The following is a 20295-nucleotide window of genomic DNA, read 5'->3' as shown; positions in this document are numbered from 1 at the left end:
CGCGGGGCCGGGCCGCCCGGGATCACGCGGCGTCCGGGCGGCCGAGCCCACGGAGGCTACTTGACGGCGCCGGCGGTGACGCCGCGGGTCAGGGTGCGCTGGAAGAGGAGGAAGAAGACGACCATGGGGACGACGCCGAGGAGGGCGGCCGCGCCCATGGCGGTGGGGTCGCTGGTGTACTGGCCCTGCATGGAGGCCAGGCCCAGGGGGACGGTCTGGTTGTCGTTGGAGATGAGCAGGACGAGGGGGTAGAGGAACTCGTTCCAGCTCCAGACGAAGAAGAACACGCACATCACCGACAGGGTGGGCCAGCTCATGGGCAGCACGATGCGCCAGAGGATGGTCCAGCGCCCCGCGCCGTCGAGGGAGGCGGCCTCGATGAGCTGGCGGGGGAAGCTGCTGTAGACGGAGGACAGCAGGTACGTGCCGAAGGCGCTGTAGGTGATGCCGACCAGGATGGTGTAGCCCAGCTTGCCGTCGTACAGGCCCAGCTCTTTGAACATGTAGTAGATGGGATAGACCAGGCCCTCCTGCGGCAGGACGTTGACGCCGAGGAAGAACACCAGGAAGGCGGTGCGCCAGCGGACCCGGCCGATGCCGAGGGCGTAGGCGTTGAAGAGGGCCAGGGCGACGGCGATGACGACGACGCCGAGGCTGGTCTCGACGCTGTTCAGGAGTTTCTGCGTGAAGTCGGTGCGCTGCCAGACGTCTTCGATGACGCCCCAGTTCCAGTGGGCGGGCCAGGACAGCGATCCGTGGGCGCGGTAGTCGTCGCTCGTCTTGAACGAGTTCAGCAGGATGATCAGGAACGGGGACAGGAAGGACAGGACGACGACGCTCACGGCGACCAGTACGGCCCAGGACGCGGGGGTACGGCGGGACGCCGGCGCGACACGGCCTCGGCGGAGGCGACCCGGGCGGGCGGCCTCCTTCCGGACGGCGCGGGCGGCGCGGGCGGAGGAGGCAGACGGGCCGGAAGAGGCAGACGGGCCGGAAGGGCCGGAGAAGGCGGAGCGGGTCGAGGCGGCGCGTACGCCCGCGGGCTGGGAAGGCGTGTCGGTGCTCATCGTCATCAGTCCTCGCGGGTCTGCCGGGTCAGGAAGGTGGCGGCGAGGACCAGCACCAGGAGGGTGATGGTGCTGGAGATCGCCGAGCCGTAGCCGACGTCGGCGCGTTCGAAGAAGTTCTGGTAGGCGAAGTAGGAGGGGACCAGGGTGGAGTTGCCCGGTCCGCCGCCGGTGAGGACGTAGATCTGGGCGAAGACCTTCAGCCCGGCGATGGTGGTGGTGACCAGGACGACGTAGATCTCGGGGCGCAGGAGGGGGACCGTGATCCGGGTGAAGCGCGTCCACCAGGCGGCGCCGTCCAGGTCGGCCGCCTCGTAGAGTTCCGGGTCGATGCGCTGGAGGCCGGAGATGAACAGGACCAGCGGGTAGCCCAGCTGCATCCACACCAGGACCGCCAGGACCACCCAGAGGGCCAGGTCGGGGTCGCCGAGCCAGTTCTCTGACAGGGACTTCAGGCCGATCTTGTCCAGGATGCTGTTGGCGGCGCCGTCGGGGGCGAGAATCCAGCCCCACATCAGGCCGGTGACGGCGACCGGGATGACCTGCGGCAGGTACAGGCCCGAGCGCAGCACGGTCACCACCCGGTCGCCGTGCTTCTTGCCGACGTAGTCGAAGAGCAGGGCGGACAGGAACAGGCCGAGCAGGGTCGGCGCCACCGCCATGCCGGCGATGACGAAGCCGATGTTGCGGAAGGACGCCCAGAAGTCGGCGTCGTCGAACAGACGGGTGTAGTTGTCCAGGCCGGTGAAGACGGGAGAGCCGATGCCCTGCCACTGGGTGAAGCTGTAGGCGAAGGTCATCACCAGCGGGACGGCGAGGAACAGCAGGCTCAGCAGCAGGCCCGGCAGGAGGAAGACGGCGTAGCCCCTGGTACGGGGGCGGCGTGAGCGGGTTTTCACGGGTGCTCCTTGGGGGGCGGGGCGGCGGCGCGGTCGGGGAGGGGCGCCGCCGCCCGCGATTCGGGTGCCGGGCCTTGTCGCGGGCCTGGCGGTTGAGCCGTCAGTGCCGGGTGGAGACGTACGTGTCGTAGGGCCCGGCGAGCTGGCCCAGGACGGACTTGGCGCTGGAGCCGTTCATGAGGTTCTGGGTGGCGGCGACGAAGGTGTCGTAGTAGCCGGGGACGGGCCAGTCGGGGTAGAAGGCGAGGCCGTTCGACTGCTGGTAGTGGTCGAAGGCGTCGATCAGCTGCCGGGACCTGGCGTTGGTGATCTGGTCGGGCCTGACGGCCAGCGGGACGTTGCCGCTCTCACCGATCAGCTTCTGGATCTTCTCCGACATGGTGATGTCGATGAAGTCCTCGGCCAGCTTCTTGTTCTTCGCCCGGGTGGGGACGACCCACTGGTTGCCGCCGGAGCCGAGCGTCATCCGGGCGCCGGGGTACGGGGCGACGGACCACGTGAAGTTCTTGATGTCGCTGGTCAGGCCGCCGAACCACCAGTTGCCGCTGACCATGATCGGGCGCTTCTGGGAGATGAACTGCTCGCTCATGTTGTTGCCCTTGAGCCCGACGTCCTTCTTGTCGAAGTAGCCCTTGGACAGCCACTCCTTGTACTTCTCGGCCGCCCACGTCCACTCCGGCCCGTGGAAGTCGACCTTGCCCTTGTACAGCTGGTAGTCGTCGACCCAGCTCTTGTCCGCCTTGGCCAGCGCCAGCAGGTACAGCCAGTGGGCGGCGGGGTATTCGTTGCCCGCGTTGGCGAGCGGGGTGACGCCGGCCTGCCTGAACTTCGCCAGGGCCGCCTCGAAGCTCGCGAAGTCGGTGGGCTTGGCCACCTTGTACTTCGCGAACAGGTCGTCGTTGTAGTAGGCGAGGACGAACTCGCCGTAGTTGGGCACGCCGTACCACTTGTCGCCGCCCATCTCCCCCTTGGCGTCGTAGCGGGCGGTGACGGAGGCGCTTTCGCCGATCTTCTTGTCCCAGCCGTGCGCGGTGACGACGGGGGTCAGGTCGGTGAGCAGGCCCTGCTTGGCGAGCAGCCCGGTGGTGGCGTTGCCCTTGTTGTACTCCAGGACGTCGGGGGCCCGGTCGGAGTTCAGGATCATCCCGGCGTTCTGCTGGATCTGCTCGAACGTCTTCCGCTCGAAGATCACTTTCACGCCGGGGTGGGACTGCTTGAACTCGTCGACGGCGGCCGACCACGCTCTGTCCAGGGCGCCGTTCTGGTCTTCGTAGTGCCACAGCCGGAGCGTCTTGCCGTCCCCGGAGCCGGAGCCGGAGCCGCAGGCGGTGGCCAGCGGGGCTATCAGGGCGAGGGAGGCCGCGGCCATCAGCAGGCGGCGGCGGGCGGGCCGGGACTGGGGAGCGGAGCGGTGTGTCATGGCGGTTCCTTGCGGGGGAGCGCTTGCGGGGAGTCCTGGCGCCTGAGGGGCAGGCGGTCAGGGGCTGGTGCGGCGGTGGACGCGTGCCTCCCACGGCCGCAGCGTGTGGTGGGTGGCCAGCGGCTCGGACGCGGGCACGTTGGCGATGAGGGTTGCGGTGCCCTGCCAGCCGTCGGGGACGGTGACGGGGACGTCGTGACCGGTGAAGTTGCCCAGCACCAGGAGCGCGGTGCCGGTGGCGGGGTCGGTGCGGGTGAAGGCGTAGACCCGCTCGTCGTCCGGGAGCAGCATCCGGAAGTCGCCGTCGGTGACGGCGGGCACGGTGTGGCGCAGGGCGATCAGGCGGCGGTAGTAGTGGAAGACGGAGTCGGGGTCGGCGAGCTGGGCCTTGGCGTTGACGCGGGTGTGGTCGGGGTTGACCGCGATCCAGGGGCGGCCGGCGGTGAAACCGGCGTGTTCGGTGGTGTCCCACTGCATGGGCGTACGGGCGTTGTCGCGGCCGCGGGCCCGCAGCCCGGCCAGGATCCGGTCCTCCGCCACGCCGAGGGCGAGCTGTTCGCGGTGGTAGTTGAGCGACTCGATGTCGCGGAGGTCGTCGACCGAGGCGAACGGGGCGTTGGCCATGGCCAGTTCCTCGCCCTGGTAGACGTACGGGGTGCCGCGGTGCAGGTGCAGCACGGTGGCCAGCATGGTCGCCGAGCGGGCGCGGGAGACCGGGTCGCTGTCGTCGCCGAAGCGGGACACGACGCGGGGCTGGTCGTGGTTGCTCCAGTACAGGCTGTTCCAGCCGGTCTCGGCCAGGCCGGTCTGCCAGCGGCCGAGGCTGCGCTTGAGGTCGGTCAGCCGCAGCGGCCGGGCGTCGAACTTGTCGGTTCCGTGGTCGAGGGCGACGTGCTCGAACTGGAAGACCATGTCCAGCTCGCGCCGGGCCGGGTCGGTGAACCGCCGCGCCTCGTCGATGGTGACGCCGGGCATCTCCCCGACGGTCAGGCAGGTGCGCGGGTACCGGGCGAACACCTCGCGGTGCATTTCGGCGAGGTATTCGTGGATGCGCGGCCCGCACGTGTAGTAGGGGCTGCCGTCGCCGTAGCGGCCGCCCTCGGGCACGGTGCCGTCGGGCAGGGCCGGGTCCTTGGAGATCAGGTTGACGACGTCCATGCGGAAGCCGTCCACGCCCCGCTCCAGCCACCAGCGCATCACCCCGTACACGGCCTGCCGCACCTCGGGGTTCTCCCAGTTCAGGTCGGGCTGTTTGGCTGAGAACAGGTGCAGGTAGTACTCGCCGCCGGCCTCGTCGAAGGTCCAGGCCGGGCCGGAGAAGAACGAGCCCCAGTTGTTCGGCTCCGCCTCCGGCGCGCCCGGCGGCAGGCCCCCGCGCGGCGGGCGCCAGATGTACCAGTCGCGCCGCGGGCCGGCCGGGCCGCCGTCGCGGGAGGAGGTGAACCAGGGGTGTTCGTCGGAGGTGTGGTTGACGACCAGGTCCATCACCAGCTTCATGCCGCGCTCGTGGACCGCCGCCAGCAGCCGGTCGAAGTCGGCCAGCGTCCCGAACAGCGGGTCGATGTCCTGGTAGTCGCTGACGTCGTAGCCGTTGTCGTCGTGCGGGGAGGGGTAGACCGGCGACAGCCACAGCACGTCGACGCCGAGCTGGGTGAGGTAGTCCAGCCGCTCGGTGATCCCCTGGAGGTCGCCGACGCCGTCCGCGTTGGAGTCGGCGAAGGAGCGCGGGTAGATCTGGTAGACCACCGCGTTCTTCCACCAGGCGGCGGTGTCGGCAGGAGTGTTCAGGGGCACGGCGGGACCTCGTGTCGGGAGGGCGGACGGCGGATGGGGGTGGACGGGGACCGGGGCGGGGAGACCGGGGTGGTCGCGGAGCACCGGAGACGGTCAGGACAGGGCGCTGCCGACGGCCTCGCGGATGACCAGGCAGGCCGCGCCGCGCGCCCACAGGTCGTGGGTGACGGGGTCGATGTGGATCTCGCAGTCGCGCGCCGCGTCGGAGAACGCGTGCGCTTCGAGCGACCGGGTCATGGCCGGGCCGAACAGGTCGTGGGCCACGGCCCCCTCCCCGGCGATGATGATCTTCTGAAGGTTGAGCAGGTTGCACAGGCCGGCCAGGCCCCGTCCGAGCGCGGTGCCGGCCTCGGCGAACGCGGCGCGCACGACCGTACGGGTGGCGGAGTGCTCGCCGCGGGCCAGGGCGATGGCCTCGGTGATCGTGGTGACGCCGGTGATGCCGGCGTCGTGCAGGTGACGCAGTACGGTCCGGTCGCCGGCCAGCGCCTCCAGGCAGCCGCGCCGCCCGCAGCTGCACATCGGCCCGTACGGATCCAGCGGCAGGTGGCCCAGCTCGCCCGCCATGCCGCTGGCGCCCCCGTACAGGCTGCCGCCCAGCAGCAGCCCGCAGCCGATGCCGGGCCCGACCGTCACGACGGCGAAGGAGTCCACGTCCCGGCCCTGGCCGAACCAGCGCTCGGCGACCACCAGGGTGTTGACGTCGTTGTTGACCGTGACCATCAGGCCGGTCGCCTCGGACAGCGGCCCGGCGACGTCGACCTTCGTCCAGCCCAGCAGGGCGGAGTAGCGGCAGACGCCGGCGGCGGAGTCGACGTGGCCGCTGACGCCGACGCCGACGCCCAGCACCCTGTCCGCCGCCGCCTGCGGGGCCTGGTCCAGCAGCCCCGAGGCCAGGGCGGCGGCGGCGGACAGGGCGGTCTCGGGGCCGGGGTCGTCGATCGGCCGCTCGTCCCTGGCCAGTACGTTGGCCGCCATGTCGGTGACCACGCCGGACACCTGCGCGGGACCGATCTTCATGCCGACCACGACGTGCTTGTCCGGGTTGACGTGCAGCAGCTTCTGTGGCCGGCCCCGCCCCTGCGGAGCGGCGTCCGTCTCGCGCAGGTAGTCGTGTTCGAGGAGCGGGGGCAGCATGCGGGTGACGCTGGAGGGCACCAGGCCCAGACGCTGGGCGAGCTGGGTGCGCGAGAGCGGACCGGCCGTGAGCACGGTGGCGAAGATCTCCGCGCGGGTCTGCTCGCTGATGAGATCCGAGAAGGGGATCGGCGAGGGGCTCATCCCAGTGCCTCCAGGCGTGAGTGACGCACCGTCAGAAGAGCGGGTCTCGTCAGACGGAGTGGACGTCGATGTGGTTCAGCGCTATCGAACCGCTGTCGCCGCCGGTGCGCATGAGCGTGACCAGGTTCTCGCCCGCGGCCAGCCGGATCCGGCCGCTGAGGGTGGCCCACGTGTCGCCGGTGGCACGGAAGCCGACCTGGCGGGGCGAGGTGACGACGGTGTGGTCCGGCTGTTCGGCGTCGAGGGTGAGCCGGGCCGCCTGCTCGGCCCGGTAGCGCAGGTCGAGGCGGTACGTACCGGCGCTCGGCGCCTTGACGGTGAAGGTGACCGACTGGTTCTCCCCGCTGACGCGGGCGTATCCCATCGCCTCGTAGCCGGACAGCGCGTTGCCGAAGCCGGCGCCGCCGCCCCAGGCCGCGAACGCCGCCTGGTAGCGGGAGCGGTCGGCGGGGGTGACGGTGGCCAGCAGGCAGCCGTGGGCCGGCAGCTCGGCGCGTACGGTGCTCAGCTGGCCCAGGTCCGCGTGCTGCCACACGTCCCGCACCGTGGCGGTGCCCTTGATGCCCAGCGTGGACAGGTCCAGGGAGCGGACGGCGGTGCCGTCGGAACGGTTGAACAGTGCGACCACCCAGCTGCCGTCGGGCAGCTGACCGGCCCAGCGCTCGGTGTCGCGGCTGCCGGGGTCGTCGGCGTAGGAGGTGCCGTTGCGGAAGTACGGCTTGCCGACCAGGCCCTGGTGGTGCAGGGCGAGGACCTCGGGGTTGGTGTAGGCCCAGCCGTGGTCGGCGATGTCGGCGTGGGTGTCGGCGATGGCCAGCGGGGAGCCGGCGATGGTCATCAGCGAGATGCAGGTGCGGCGCTCGTCGTCGTTGGCGAAGGTGTGCAGCCGCAGGAAGTCGCCGTCGAGGATGAGCTGGCCGCGCCCGGAGCGGTCGGCGTAGCCGGTGAAGCCGGCGAACGGGTTGAACCAGTTCGGCCACAGGTTCTGCCAGTCCTGCCGGCCGCCGCTGAGCCGGTCCCAGCCGCCGCGGTCGGCGTCGGCGTTGATGCGCACCATGTCGCCGTAGCGCACCTCCGCCTCGGCGTGCTGGAAGAGGTGCGGCATGACCAGGGACAGCTCCATGTCGTCCCCGGTGGCCTCGCTCATCCAGCGCAGCGCGGTCTCGTAGTTGGCGCGGCCGTGGGCGCGGTTGACGGCGCCGATGTTGGCGTCGCGGCCGTCCTCGTACCAGGACAGGAAGTCGACGCGCAGGTAGGGCACGCCGAGGTCCTTGAAGTACCGCACGTAGCCCTGCACGTACTCCTTGGCCCCGTCGCGGGTCACGTCGATCCAGTACAGGGAGTCGCCGCCGATCTCCGAGGCGAAGAAGTCGCCGTCGGCGACCAGGTCGGCGATCTTGACGTCCGGTCGGCCGACGACGGTCTTGCCGGTGTCGGCGACGGCGGCTTTGTGGACCCACAGGGGGTTGTAGTAGATGCCCAGGGTCATGCCGCGGTCCTTCAGGTACCGCGACCAGTAGGACCAGTCGTGGGTCCAGGAGTCGTTGTAGCTGGTGATGTAGCCGTGCTCGGTGGTCCTGGACGAGCCTTCGATCCAGCCGTCGGTGCAGGCCATGCGGTAGCCGTGCGGAGCGAGGTCGCGCGCCAGCCAGTCGATGTTGGCCTTCCACTCGCCCTCGGGGATCGGCGCGTTGTTCGGGAACGACCAGCCGTAGATGTTCCAGTACAGCGGCCCGGCCCCGGAGCGGGTGAACACGCTGTTGCGGCTGGCCACCGGCAGGGTCCTGGCCCGGCCCGGACCCGCGGGAGCCGCGGCCGTCCCGGCGGCGAAGGCATGGGGTGCGGTGGCCAGGGTCGCCAGGCCCGCACCGGCCGCGGCGCTGGATATCAGGGCTCTTCTGGAAAGTGCCATGGCGTGGCTCCATCCGTGGTGCGCGCAGGGTCGGAGCGGCTCGACCGGTTGCCTGCGGATGACGGGAGTGTGTCCCGGGCTGTTTTCGTGCGTCAAGGAAGAAAAAACCGCGTTACGCAACCGTGATGTGGATCACATGACGCTCAGGAGGGCCCGTGACGAGTGGGTTCGCGCCCCGCTGTGGGTCAAGTGGCCGCAGATCTGGCACATTTAGTTGAGTAGAAGAAGAAAATTGGGGACCTGATCCGGCCACTGTGCAGGCCATGGCTACCTGGCTGCCCGGGCTGGGCGAAGGCCAGCGGCGGCGGCCGCGGCGATCGGCGTACGCCCCGTCGTGGACCGCCCGCCGGTCGCCGATGCCGCCGCCGGGGCCGTGGCGTCGACGGCGGCGTCGGCGCCCCGCGGGGCCGCGGCGCGCACGCGGTCGGCCAGGCCCCGGCCCGTAGGCGACCGGGATCGCCCCCCTGGCGGACTGAGACCGGCCTTCAGCGGGCGCCTCATCGGCTCCCGGCCGGGTCGACGCGGACCGCGAATCCCCAGCTCAGGGCCACACCAGGCAGTACGGCTGGTGCCCCGCCTCGTGCAGCCGGTGTGAGAAGTCCTGCCACTCGTGCAGCGAGTGACGAGGGTGGGGCGCTGACCTGGGGGTTCGCTGGGGGTTGGCCGGTGACCAGCGAAAACGACCTTCAGTGGTCGACGCTGGTCACCGGCGTTTTCGGACCCCGTGTGCCCTGGATGTGCCCTCGGCGCGGGCGCTCACGGGGATCTACGGTCGGCAAACCAGGATGCCGCCGAGGCAGGTGATCGTGAAGGAGCCGCTTGTGGCGATGTCGGCGGCTACGAGGTCGTGGGCTCGGGAGACGGTTTCCTCGAAGGGGACGCCGCACTGTTCGGCCCAGGCTTCGTAGGAGGCGAGGTGGGCGACGACCGGTGCCGGGTCGGTGACCTTGACGATCCCGGGGAGTTCGCGCATGTGGATGTCGCTGAACGCGGCCCCGAGGAGAGCGGGGGCCTTTTCCAGGGAGAAGCGTGAGCTGAGGGAGACCCGGGCTGGTGCCTCGGGAATGCCGAGGACGTCCCCTGCGGCGCGCTGCCAGATCTGGTCCAGTTCCCGCTTGTCGGTGTCGCTGTTGGTCGATGCGATCACCATGCCGCCGGGCCGCAGGACGCGTGCCAGTTCCTCGATCGCGGCGGGTATGTCGGCGACGTGGTAGAGCATGTGCAGGGCCAGGACCGCGTCGGCCGTGTCGTCCCCGAAGGGCAGCGCGTGCGCGTCGGCGACCAGGACGGCCTTGTCGGCGAGGTCGGCCAGGATGCCTGCCGAGATGTCCATCCCCACCGTTCGCAGGTCCGGGCGGTCCTGGTGCAGTCGGCTGAGGAACTTTCCGTTGCCGCATCCGATGTCCAGCACGGTCCCGGACGTGCCGGTCAGCTCTTCGACGATGATCCCCGGCAGGTCGTACCGGGGCTGCTGCCACTGGTAGAGGGACTGGCGGGCGGCCAGATGGCGGCCGTCCGCGTAGGCGCTGCGTGTGAGGAGCTTCCGGTCGGCGACGGACGCGTTCTGCTCGTCGGTGTTGCTCGTCACGTGGTCGGCTCCGGAGGATTGGCGAGGACGGGGCGGGTGCAGGCTTCTCTGACATTGTCGCGAAGGCTCCGCACCATGGGCGAGCGAGCGTAGGTCGGTTCGGCGAGGTGGGCGCTCAGCGCGTGAAGGCGTTTGGAGATGCTCGCGGTGCGTCGGCCCGGTTCGACATCGAGTACGGCGGTCAGGGTTTCCCGGACGCCGTCGATGTCGCCGTTGACCAGGTGCGCGGTGGCGAGGTCGTGGCGGGCGGCCTGGAGGTCGCCGAACGAGCGGTCCTGCCGTGGCGCGGACTCGTACAGGGCGATGGCGCGGTTCACTTGCGGTCGGCCGCCTACCGTCAGCAGTGCGGTCCCGGTGTAGGTCCACTGCTTGGCTTCGGGAAAAGTGAATACCCCGGGCAGATCCGAGTTTGCCGTGCAGGCGCTTCTGGCGTCCTTGGCGGCTTCGAGTGAGCGAAGCGCTCGTGGGGTGTCCCCGAGGGCCGCTGCGGCCCGGGCTTCGAGGCTCAGGAGGCGAGCCGCGATGGTGCCACTGTCGGCGTACGGCAATCCAGCCTTGGCCACGTCTGCGGCCTGGGCGTAGTTCTCCTGCCAGTAGGCGATCAGCGACTGGACGGACCTGACCCAGGCGCGGAGCCCGTTGTCGCCTGCGGACTCGGCGCACCTCCAGACCATACGGGAGTGGGTCGCAGCCGCGGCGTACTGGCCGAGGTCGAGGGCCACATGGGTGGCCAGGCCGCAGAGGCGGCCCGCTGCCAGGTACAGGTGAGCGGTCTGGTACGGGTACTGGCGCCCGCCCAGCAGCTCGAACACCGCTCGCCGGAGCCGGCTGATGTCCTGGAAGATCTCAACCACGGGAGTGCAGACGTAGTCCGTCGCGAGTCGGACGATGTCGGCGTCGAGTTGCTCCAGCAGGGTGTCGTCCACATTGGACGCGCTGGCGAAACGGAGAAACAGAGCCCACTCCTGGGAGTCGGCCGCCACGGCTACCGCGATTACGTGGGCGTCCTGAGTCGGCTGAGACCTGCTTCGTCGTCGTCGCCAAGGCCGACCGCCTCGCGGTCACCCCGCAAGGGCACCGGCCTGCCGCCCCCGCGTCCGGCTTACGGCCACACCAGGCAGTACGGCTGGTGCCCCGCCTCGTGCAGCCGGTGGGAGAAGTCCTGCCACTCGTGCAGCAGCTGGTAGACCGCGAACGCGTCGCGCGGGCCGCCGCGGTCGGGGACCGTGGACCAGATGAAGGCCGCCGCGCCGACCGCCTCCTCGCCGATGCCGCGGAGCGGGTCGACGACCGTCATCGGCAGCTTGACCACCGCGTAGTCGGGGTGGAGGACGACGAGCTCCAGGGGCGGGACGCGGTGGAGGGGTATGCCCTCGAAGCCGGTGAGGACCATGGCGGCCATCGTCTCCGGCTTGATCTTGGTGAACAGGCCGTGGCCGAGTTCGTCGCCGCCGAGCTCCTCGGGGCGCATGGAGATGGGGACCCGGGCGGCGGTGGCACCGTCGGGAGCGCCGAAGTACTTGTACGTCACCCCCATGCGGCCGCCCCTGCCCCTGCTCGCCCCGGAGGCGTCGTCGCGCCGATGGCGGCCGGGGCGGGCACGCTCAGGACCCCGGTCGTCGGTCCCTTCACCCAGTTCGCCACCGCGATGCATATCTCCACCCGACCACTCGCGGCCCCCGCCGCGCAACCCGATCATCGTGTCAGAGACCTCCCCCGTGCCAGGGCTGCGAAACGCCCGTCGGCGCGAGTGGTGTCCCCTCTGCCACCATGGTTTGCGTGACTCGTCCGTACGTACCACCAGTTTCGCAGACACCTGCGGCCGCAGGTGGACCGTGAGGGAGGATTTCCGCGTCACTCGTTCGATGTAACGCCAGCCGCCTCCCGGGGCAGGGGGCGGGCCCGGGCCCGTTTCGTCCGGGCCCAGGGTACGTTCCCGGTGGCGGCCTCCGTCGCGCGCCCCCGCCGCCGTCGGGCCGGAGCCGTCAGCCCGCTGCCCGCCGCCGTCCAACGCCTCCATCATCCCAGGTCAGGACCACCGTGCCGTATCCGTATGAAGCGCCAGCCTCTCAGTCCCTGTTCGACCGCGCGACCGCCGTCACGCCGGGCGGGGTGAACTCGCCCGTCCGCGCCTTCCGGGCCGTGGGCGGTACGCCCCGGTTCATGGCGTCTGGTTCCGGTCCGTACCTCACCGATGCCGACGGCCGGGAGTACGTGGACCTCGTCTGCTCCTGGGGGCCGATGATCCTCGGCCACGCGCACCCGGAGGTGACCGCCGCCGTGCAGGCCGCGGTCGCGCGCGGGACGTCGTTCGGGACGCCGGGGGAGGGGGAGGTGGCGCTGGCCGAGGAGATGACGGCCCGCGTCGGGCCGCTGGAGCAGGTGCGGCTGGTGTCGTCCGGCACCGAGGCGACCATGTCGGCGATCCGGCTCGCGCGCGGGTTCACCGGGCGGCAGAAGGTGGTGAAGTTCGCCGGCTGCTACCACGGGCACGTGGACGCGCTGCTGGCCGCGGCCGGGTCCGGGGTGGCGACCTTCGCGCTGCCCGACACCCCCGGCGTCACCGGCGCCCAGACCGGGGACACCGTCGTGCTGCCGTACAACGACCTCGACGCCGTACGGGCCGTCTTCGCCGCCCACCCCGGCGAGATCGCCTGCGTGATCACCGAGGCGTCGCCGGGCAACATGGGCGTCGTGCCGCCGCTGCCTGGCTTCAACGCCGGGCTGAAGGAGCTGTGCGCGGCGGATGGGGCGCTGTTCGTCTCCGACGAGGTCATGACCGGGTTCCGGGTCTCGCGAGCCGGGTGGTACGGGGTCGAGGGCGTCCGTCCCGACCTGATGACCTTCGGCAAGGTCATGGGCGGCGGCTTCCCGGCCGCGGCCTTCGGCGGGCGCGCCGACGTGATGGCGCACCTCGCGCCCGCCGGGCCCGTCTACCAGGCGGGCACCCTGTCGGGGAACCCGGTCGCCACCGCCGCCGGGCTCGCGCAGCTGAGGCTGCTGGACGACGCCGCGTACGCGCGTCTGGACGCGGTCTCCGCCGAGCTGCGCTCGCTGGTGGGCCGGGCGCTGGCGAAGGAGGGCGTGCCGCACCGGGTGCAGGCCGCCGGGAACATGTTCTCCGTCTTCTTCACCGACGGCGGGCCGGTCGTCGACTACGACCGGGCGCGGGCCCAGGACCTGCACCGCTTCACCGCCTTCTTCCACGCGATGCTCGCCGAGGGCGTCTACCTGCCGCCGTCCGCCTTCGAGTCCTGGTTCGTCTCCACCGCGCACGACGACCGCGCCCTGGAGCGGGTGGCCGCGGCGCTGCCGGGGGCGGCGCGGGCCGCCGCGGAGGCGTCTGAATGATGGTGCGCATGAATGATGCGAGGGATCAGAAGAACGCTTTCGGGGGCGACGGGGAGATCACCGTCGTGCACCTCGTGCGGCACGGCGAGGTCGAGAACCCCGAGGGCGTCCTGTACGGGCGGCTGCCCGGCTACCACCTGTCCGAGCTGGGCCGCCGGATGGCCGACCGGGTCGCCGACCACCTCGCCGCCCGCGACATCACGTACGTGGTCGCCTCCCCGCTGGAGCGGGCCCAGGAGACGGCCGAGCCCACCGCCAAGGCGCACGGGCTCGACGTGGCCGCCGACCCGCGGCTGATCGAGGCGGACAACGCCTTCCAGGGCAAGACCTTCGGCGTCGGCGACGGCGCGCTGCGCCGCCCCGCCAACTGGAAGCTGCTCACCAACCCCTTCCGCCCGTCCTGGGGCGAGCCGTACCTCGACCAGGTGGTGCGGATGATGGCCGCCCTGGGCGCCGCGCGTGACGCCGCGCGCGGCCACGAGGCGGTGTGCGTCAGCCACCAGCTGCCGATCTGGGTGGTGCGCTCCTACGCCGAGGGGCGGCGGCTGTGGCACGACCCGCGCAGGCGGCAGTGCACGCTGGCGAGCCTGACCAGCTTCACCTACCGCGGCGACGAGATCGTGTCCGTCGGCTACAGCGAGCCGGCCCGCGACCTGGTGCCGCCCCACCTCCTGCCGGGCGGGCGGCCGCGGCGGGGGAAGGGGCAGGCGGGGCAGGGGAAGAGCTTCGGGGCCTGAGGGAGGGCGGGCCTCCGGGCCCGCTTCCCGTTGCCTGCTCCCGGGCCCGCTCCCCGGGCTTGCCCCCCGGGTCCGCTCCCTTCCCTTCCGTAGTGGGATTTCCACCCTCTGTCGCGGATTTTCCGCCATCCCCTGCCGTTCCGTCATCGCTCCGCCGATTCCCCCTGTGCGCCGGAACCTCCGCGTCCACTCCGCCATCTTCCATATCGCCACGGTGCATATGCCTCGGGCAGGGTCAGCACGGCGAGTACGGAGTGGGAACGGTATGCGCGACATCAGCCGGCGGGGGATTCTCGGCCTGGGCGCGGGCGCGGCGGCGGCGCTGACCGCCGCCGGCTGCTCAGGGTCCGGCTCGGGGCCCGGCCACGGCGGGGGAAAGGGCGGGGCGCCGGAGCCGAACGGCGGCCGTCCGGAGCGTACGGTGCAGGCGGCGCGGCCGATCGGGGACGGCTCCACCGCCGACACCGGCCCGCAGCCGCACCAGCCGCCGCCCCCGGAGCGGCTGGCGCCGGGGCAGAAGCCGCCGCAGTTCGTGGTCTTCTCCTGGGACGGCGCGGGCGAGGTCGGCAACGGCCTGTTCCCCCGCTTCCGCAAGCTGGCCCGCGACCACGGCGCGGCCATGACGTTCTTCCTGTCCGGGCTGTACTGCCTGCCGGAGTCGAAGAAGTCGGCGTACCGGCCGCCGAACAACCCGGTCGGCGCCTCCGACATCGGCTACCTCACCGACGCACACGTCCGCGAGACGCTGAAGAACGTGCGGCTGGCCTGGCTGGAGGGCCACGAGATCGGCACGCACTTCAACGGTCACTTCTGCTCCGGCCGCGGCTCGGTCGGCCGCTGGACGCCCGCCCAGTGGCGGTCGGAGATCGAGCAGGCCGTGTCGTTCGTCACGAGCTGGCGTACGAACACCGGCTTCACCGACCTCGACCCGCTGCCCTTCGACTACCGCGAGGAACTGGTCGGCGGCCGCACCCCGTGCCTGCTCGGCCAGGACAGCCTGCTGCCCGCGGCGCGCGGCCTCGGCTGGCGGTACGACGCGAGCTCGCCCGGCGGGCGCCAGGTGTGGCCCGGCAAGAAACGGGGCATATGGGACTTTCCGCTCCAGCAGATACCTTTCCCCGGGCACTCGTTCGAGGTGTTGTCCATGGACTACAACATGCTGGCGAACCAGTCCATCCGCACCACCCAGGCCCCGCCCGCCCACCACCCGCGCTGGCGCCGCCAGGCCACCCAGGCGTACATCGCCGGCTTCCAGCGGGCGTACGAGACCAACCGGGCGCCCTACTTCATCGGCAACCACTTCGAGCGCTGGAACGGCGGCATCTACATGGACGCCGTCGAGGAGGCCCTGAAGCACATCGCCGACGAGCGGCACAAGGACGTGCGCCTGGTCTCCTTCCGCCAGCTCACCGACTGGCTCGACGCGCAGGACCCGGACGTCCTCGCCCACCTGCGGACTTTCGAGGTGGGGCGGGAATGGGCCCCGGCCGCGTGACGGGCGCGGCGGAACGCGGGGAAGAAGGCGTGCGGCGGCCGGACGCCCCCGAGGGGGGCGCTGAAGAACTGTCCGAGCCCCATGCGAAACTTTTCACATGAGTGCCGACCACGCCTCACGACGCCCCGCGATCCGCCGGCGCGAACGCGCCCGCGTACCCGGCGGCGCACCCGGTAGCGCACCCGGTAGCGCAGCAGGCAGCGCCCCTTGCGGTACGCCCTGCGGTGGCATCCCCAGAGGCAGCCGCCGCGCCGCGGCGGCCACCGCCGTCCTGGCCGCCGCGGCCCTGGCCCTGACCGCCTGCGGGGGCGGCGTCTCCGGCGGCGGGGGCGGCACGGGCTTCGTGAGAGGCAAGGGCGGCGTGGACACCGTCGCCCCGGGCAAGCGCAAGGCCGCCCCGCGCATCGAGGGCGAGACCCTTCAGGGCAAGCGGCTGAACCTCGCCGACTACAAGGGCAAGGTCGTGGTCCTCAACGTGTGGGGCTCGTGGTGCGCGCCGTGCCGCGCCGAGGCGGAGAACCTCGTCACGGTCGCCAAGGACACCGCCGCCGACACCCGGTTCGTGGGCATCAACACGCGCGACTACGGCAAGGCCAACGCGACCAGGTTCGAGAAGGAGTTCGGCGTCCCGTACCCGAGCCTGTACGACCCGAACGGCAAGCTCATCCTGCGCTTCCCCAAGGGCAGCCTCAGCCCGCAGGGCATTCCCTCGACTCTCGTCCTCGACCGCCGGGGAAGGATCGCCGCCCGCTCCCTGGCCGCGCTCAGCGAGGACCGGCTGCGCGGGATGCTCAAGCCGCTGATCGCGGAGAAGTGACCCGAGCGTGATCGCACTCGCCGCCGCCACCGGCCCCAACCAGACCGTCATGACCGGCGCCCTGCTGCTCGCGCTGCCCGTCGCCGTGCTCGGCGGCCTGGTGTCGTTCTTCTCGCCCTGCGTGCTGCCGCTCGTGCCCGGCTACATGTCGTACGTCACCGGCGTCACCGGCGCCGACCTGGCCGAGGCGCGGCGCGGCCGGATGGTGGCCGGGGCGTCGCTGTTCGTCCTCGGCTTCAGCGCCGTCTTCGTCTCGGGCGGGGCCCTGTTCGGGAACTTCGGCCTGACCCTCCAGGAGCACCGCGACACGCTGACCAAGGTCCTCGGCGGCGTCACGATCGTCATGGGCCTGGCCTTCATGGGCCTGCTCGGGCGCTTCGGGCAGCGGGAGTTCCGCTTCCACGTCCGGCCCACGATGGGCCTGGTGGGCGCGCCGGTGCTCGGCGCGCTGTTCGGCGTCGGCTGGACGCCGTGCCTGGGCCCGACCCTCGCCGCCGTCACCTCCCTGGCGTTCAACCAGGCCAGCGCCGGGCGCGGCGCGCTGCTCACGGCCGCGTACTGCGCCGGGCTCGGCCTGCCGTTCATCGCCGTCGCCGTCGCCTACCGGCGCGCGCTCGGCGCCTTCGGCTGGGTCAAGCGGCACTACGCGTGGGTGATGCGGACCGGTGGGGGCATGCTGATCGCCCTCGGCGTTCTGCTGCTGACCGGGGTCTGGGACACCATGATGAGCGACACGCAGTCCTGGGCTCAGCGCTTCAATGTTGGGATCTGATCCATGTCCACCACCGAAACCGGCTCCGCCCCCGCCGACACCGGCGCGGGAGACGCGGCGGACGCGGCAGCAGACGCGGGCCAAGCGGCCGAGGGCCAGGCGGCCGACCAGGGCCAGGTGGCCGACGCGCGGGAGCTGGGCGCGGCCGGGGCCCAGCTGTCGACGGCCCCCGCCGAGGACGTCCACGTCCCCTCCCTGGGGCCGCTCGGCTGGGCCCGGTGGTTCTGGCGGCAGCTGACCTCCATGCGGGTCGCCCTGCTGCTGCTGTTCCTGCTGTCGCTGGGCTCCATCCCCGGCTCCCTGATCCCGCAGACCCGCACCGACCCGGTCAAGGTCGAGGACTTCAAGGACCGGCACCCGGACCTCGCGCCGGTCTACGAGAAGCTGGGCCTGTTCCACGTCTACAGCTCGGTGTGGTTCTCGGCGATCTACATCCTGCTGTTCGTCTCGCTGGTCGGCTGCATCGTGCCGCGCACCTGGCAGTTCGTCGGCCAGCTCCGCGGCCGCCCGCCGGCCGCCCCGCGCCGCCTGACCCGGCTGCCCGCCTACACCACCTGGACCACGGACGCCGACCCCGGCCGCGTACTGGACGCCGCGCGGCAGACGCTGGCCGGCCGCCGCTTCCGGGTGCACCGGCACGGCGACGCGGTCGGCGCCGAGAAGGGCTACCTGCGCGAGGCGGGCAACCTCCTCTTCCACGTCGCGCTGATCGTCATGCTGGTCGCCTTCGCGGCCGGGCAGCTGTGGAAGTCCGAGGGCGGCAAGCTGGTGGTGGAGGGCGAGGGCTTCTCCAACACCCTGACCCAGTACGACGACTTCACGTCCGGCGCCCTCTTCAAGGCCGAGGACCTCGACCCGTTCGGCTTCCAGCTCGACGGCTTCTCCGCGAGGTACGAGCGTACGGGCCCCAACCGCGGCACGCCGCGCGAGTACCGCGCCCACGTCACGTACTGGAAGGGCGCCGACGGCGCGCGGAAGAAGAAGGACATCCAGGTCAACAAGCCGCTGAAGGTCGGCGGCTCCAAGGTCTTCCTGCTCTCGCGCGGGTACGCGCCGGTCGTCACCGTACGGGACGGATCCGGCCAGATCGCCTACCAGGGCGCCGTGCCCTTCCTCCAGCAGGACAACAACCTCACCTCCTCCGGCGTGGTGAAGGTGCCCGACGCCCGCGACCGGAGCGGAAGGAAGGACCAGCTCGGCTTCCAGGGCTTCTTCGTGCCGACCTTCATCGGCGGCCAGTTCGGGATGTTCTCCCAGTTCCCGGCGCTGGACAATCCGGCGCTTTTCCTCACCGCCTTCCACGGCAGCCTGGGCCTGGACGGCGGCACGCCGCAGAACGTGTACCAGCTCGACACCTCGCGGATGAAGCAGTTCAAGGACGCCGAGGGGCAGAACTTCGCCCGCAGGCTGGTGCCCGGCGAGACCATGACACTGCCCGGCGGCGCCGGGACGCTGCGGTTCGACGGCGTCCGGCAGTGGGCCAGCTTCCAGATCTCCCACCAGCCGGGCAACGGCTGGGCGCTGGCGGGCGCGGTGGCCGCGCTGGCGGGCCTGGCGGCGTCGCTGTTCATCCGGCGGCGGCGGGTGTGGGTACGGGCCGTGCCGGACGGGGCGGGCGGCACCCTGGTCGAGATGGGCGGGCTCGGGCGCAGCGAGTCGGCCCGGCTGCCGGAGGAGATCGGGGACCTGGCGCTGGCGGTGCAGGCGGAGGTGCCGCCTGTGCCCGTACGGGAGCCGGAGCCGGACCCTGGGGCCGGGCCGGGGGCCGACGCCGGGCCGGAGCCGGAGACCGACGCCGGGCCGGAGCCGGGGGCCGGGCCCGGGCCGGAGGCCGACGCCCGGCCCCGGCCGGGGGCCGACGCCCGGCCCCGGCCGGAGGCCGCCCCCGGGCCGGAGCCGGCGGGGCCCCAGGAGGAGGATGTCCCCGAGGGGGAGGACACCCCCGCCCGAACGGACCCGTCCGAGCCGTCCGGTCCCGCACCAGCCGCTGATCCCGCCGACCCGTCCGAAGGAGCGCGCGCGTGAGTCTCGCTGCCGCAACCAACGAGAACCTGGCCCACGTCAGCAACGTGCTGATCTACTCGGCCATGGCGGTCTACGCCCTCGCCTTCATGGCGCACATCGCCGAGTGGGCGCTGGGCAGCCGCAGCAAGGTCGCCCGCACCGCCGCCGCTCTGACGGCCCCCGACGCGGCGGCCCCCGCCCCGGCCACGGTCACCGTGCGGACGGCCGGCGGCGGCACCACCGTCCTGGAGCGGCCCAAGGTCGTCACCCGCTCGGCGGTCGGCAGCCGCGACGTGCCGGACGGCCCGGGCGCGGCGGGCGGCAGCGAGCAGGGCGACCTGTACGGCCGGATCGCCATCGGCCTGACGGCCCTGGCCTTCGCGATGCACGTGGGCGGGGTGCTCAGCCGCGCCCTGTCCGTGCAGCGCGCCCCCTGGGGCAACATGTACGAGTTCTCCACGACCTTCTCCGCGGTCGCGGTGGCCGCGTACCTCTCGCTGCTCGCGGCGAAGAAGAACCTCCGCTGGATCGGCCTGCCCCTGGTCACCACCGTCCTGCTCGACCTGGGCCTGGCGGTCACGGTGCTGTACACCGACAGCGACCAGCTGGTGCCCGCGCTGCACTCCTACTGGCTGTGGATCCACGTCTCCTGCGCGATCGTCTCCGGCGCGGTCCTCTACCTGGGCGCGATGGCCACGCTGCTGTACCTGTTCCGCGACCGGTACGAGGAGAAGACGGCGGCCGGAAAGGACCCGGGCCGACTGGGGAACGTGCTCCAGCGGCTGCCCGCCGCCGCGTCGCTGGACAAGTTCGCCTACCGCGTGAACGCCGCGATCTTCCCGCTGTGGACCTTCACGATCATCGCGGGCGCGATCTGGGCCGAGGCCGCGTGGGGCCGCTACTGGGGCTGGGACCCCAAGGAGGTCTGGGCGTTCATCACCTGGGTCGCGTACGCCTGCTACCTGCACGCGCGGGCCACGGCGGGCTGGAAGGGCCGCAAGGCGGCGTACCTGGCGCTGATCGCCTTCGGCTGCTTCCTGTTCAACTACTACGGGGTCAACATCTTCGTGGGCGGCAAGCACTCGTACGCGGGGGTGTGAGCGGGCGGCCACTGTCAGCAGCGGGTCTTAGACTTGAGCACGACGGATGGGAGGTGTC

Annotated in this window: 16 protein-coding genes; 7 read left to right on the top strand and 9 right to left on the bottom strand. The window is 71.7% G+C overall.

From position 1 onward, the window contains the following. Positions 1-56 precede the first annotated feature (56 nt). The 9 genes from RKE29_RS05570 to RKE29_RS05530 all read right to left on the bottom strand — a co-directional run bounded on the left by RKE29_RS05570 (position 57) and on the right by RKE29_RS05530 (position 11615). On the bottom strand, positions 57-842 hold the full coding sequence (locus RKE29_RS05570; RefSeq protein ID WP_312003907.1) for a carbohydrate ABC transporter permease: 786 nt from the start codon (positions 840-842) through the stop codon (positions 57-59). 230 nt (positions 843-1072) lie between these two features. Continuing rightward, a complete protein-coding gene (locus RKE29_RS05565) occupies positions 1073-1966 on the bottom strand; it encodes a sugar ABC transporter permease (protein ID WP_312003906.1) in 894 nt (297 codons plus the stop codon). A 100-nt stretch (positions 1967-2066) separates the two neighbouring features. Next, on the bottom strand, positions 2067-3386 hold the full coding sequence (locus RKE29_RS05560) for an extracellular solute-binding protein (protein ID WP_312003905.1): 1320 nt from the start codon (positions 3384-3386) through the stop codon (positions 2067-2069). A 57-nt stretch (positions 3387-3443) separates the two neighbouring features. After that, a complete protein-coding gene (locus RKE29_RS05555) occupies positions 3444-5180 on the bottom strand; it encodes an alpha-glucosidase (RefSeq protein WP_312003904.1) in 1737 nt (578 codons plus the stop codon). 93 nt (positions 5181-5273) lie between these two features. Further along, positions 5274-6461 (bottom strand): ROK family protein, encoded by a 1188-nt coding sequence (locus RKE29_RS05550; protein ID WP_312003903.1) that lies wholly within the window; start codon positions 6459-6461, stop codon positions 5274-5276. Positions 6462-6510: 49 nt separating this feature from the next. Then, positions 6511-8373, bottom strand: a complete 1863-nt coding sequence (locus tag RKE29_RS05545; RefSeq protein ID WP_312003902.1) for a hypothetical protein — start codon at positions 8371-8373, stop codon at positions 6511-6513. Positions 8374-9139: 766 nt separating this feature from the next. Continuing rightward, positions 9140-9961 carry a class I SAM-dependent methyltransferase gene (locus tag RKE29_RS05540; RefSeq protein ID WP_312003901.1) on the bottom strand — a complete coding sequence of 274 codons (822 nt, stop codon included), beginning with the start codon at positions 9959-9961 and terminating at the stop codon, positions 9140-9142. Then, positions 9958-10887 carry an XRE family transcriptional regulator gene (locus RKE29_RS05535; protein ID WP_312003900.1) on the bottom strand — a complete coding sequence of 310 codons (930 nt, stop codon included), beginning with the start codon at positions 10885-10887 and terminating at the stop codon, positions 9958-9960. The genes RKE29_RS05540 and RKE29_RS05535 overlap by 4 nt, the downstream gene beginning before the upstream one ends. Positions 10888-11063: 176 nt before the next feature. Then, entirely contained in the window at positions 11064-11615 is a 552-nt protein-coding gene (locus RKE29_RS05530) for a hypothetical protein (protein ID WP_312003899.1), read from the bottom strand. Positions 11616-12001: 386 nt separating this feature from the next. Between RKE29_RS05530 and hemL the strand changes: the two genes are divergently transcribed. From hemL to ccsB, 7 genes are all read left to right on the top strand, one after another. Further along, positions 12002-13312 carry a glutamate-1-semialdehyde 2,1-aminomutase gene (gene hemL, locus RKE29_RS05525; RefSeq protein ID WP_312003898.1) on the top strand — a complete coding sequence of 437 codons (1311 nt, stop codon included), beginning with the start codon at positions 12002-12004 and terminating at the stop codon, positions 13310-13312. Positions 13313-13320: 8 nt separating this feature from the next. Further along, complete coding sequence (locus tag RKE29_RS05520) at positions 13321-14049, top strand: histidine phosphatase family protein (protein WP_312003897.1); 729 nt, start codon at positions 13321-13323, stop codon at positions 14047-14049. A 265-nt stretch (positions 14050-14314) separates the two neighbouring features. Then, complete coding sequence (locus RKE29_RS05515; protein ID WP_312003896.1) at positions 14315-15544, top strand: hypothetical protein; 1230 nt, start codon at positions 14315-14317, stop codon at positions 15542-15544. Positions 15545-15773: 229 nt separating this feature from the next. Continuing rightward, the gene (locus RKE29_RS05510; protein WP_312003916.1) at positions 15774-16361 is read left to right on the top strand and encodes a TlpA disulfide reductase family protein; all 588 of its coding nucleotides are present in this window, start codon (positions 15774-15776) and stop codon (positions 16359-16361) included. Between the two features lie 10 nt (positions 16362-16371). Continuing rightward, positions 16372-17133 (top strand): cytochrome c biogenesis CcdA family protein, encoded by a 762-nt coding sequence (locus tag RKE29_RS05505; protein WP_312003915.1) that lies wholly within the window; start codon positions 16372-16374, stop codon positions 17131-17133. 3 nt (positions 17134-17136) lie between these two features. Then, positions 17137-19158, top strand: coding sequence for a cytochrome c biogenesis protein ResB (locus tag RKE29_RS05500; RefSeq protein WP_312003895.1), 2022 nt, complete (start codon positions 17137-17139; stop codon positions 19156-19158). After that, positions 19155-20237 carry a c-type cytochrome biogenesis protein CcsB gene (ccsB, locus tag RKE29_RS05495; RefSeq protein WP_312003894.1) on the top strand — a complete coding sequence of 361 codons (1083 nt, stop codon included), beginning with the start codon at positions 19155-19157 and terminating at the stop codon, positions 20235-20237. Before RKE29_RS05500 ends, ccsB begins: the two co-directional genes overlap by 4 nt. Positions 20238-20295 lie beyond the last annotated feature (58 nt).

Origin of the sequence: Streptomyces sp. B1866, assembly GCF_031932565.1 — a bacterium.
GTDB lineage: Bacteria > Actinomycetota > Actinomycetes > Streptomycetales > Streptomycetaceae > Streptomyces.
The sequence above is the reverse complement of the archived record's forward strand: the minus strand, read 5'-3'. Positions and strand labels throughout refer to the sequence as shown.

Bases quoted from the DNA above. Each gene is read 5' to 3' on its own strand.
- RKE29_RS05515 (WP_312003896.1), top strand. From the start codon at position 14,315: ATGCGCGACATCAGCCGGCGGGGGATTCTCGGCCTGGGCGCGGGCGCG.
- RKE29_RS05530 (WP_312003899.1), bottom strand. From the start codon at position 11,615: ATGCATCGCGGTGGCGAACTGGGTGAAGGGACCGACGACCGGGGTCCT.
- RKE29_RS05545 (WP_312003902.1), bottom strand. From the start codon at position 8,373: ATGGCACTTTCCAGAAGAGCCCTGATATCCAGCGCCGCGGCCGGTGCG.
- RKE29_RS05500 (WP_312003895.1), top strand. From the start codon at position 17,137: ATGTCCACCACCGAAACCGGCTCCGCCCCCGCCGACACCGGCGCGGGA.
- RKE29_RS05550 (WP_312003903.1), bottom strand. From the start codon at position 6,461: ATGAGCCCCTCGCCGATCCCCTTCTCGGATCTCATCAGCGAGCAGACC.
- RKE29_RS05520 (WP_312003897.1), top strand. From the start codon at position 13,321: ATGAATGATGCGAGGGATCAGAAGAACGCTTTCGGGGGCGACGGGGAG.
- RKE29_RS05560 (WP_312003905.1), bottom strand. From the start codon at position 3,386: ATGACACACCGCTCCGCTCCCCAGTCCCGGCCCGCCCGCCGCCGCCTG.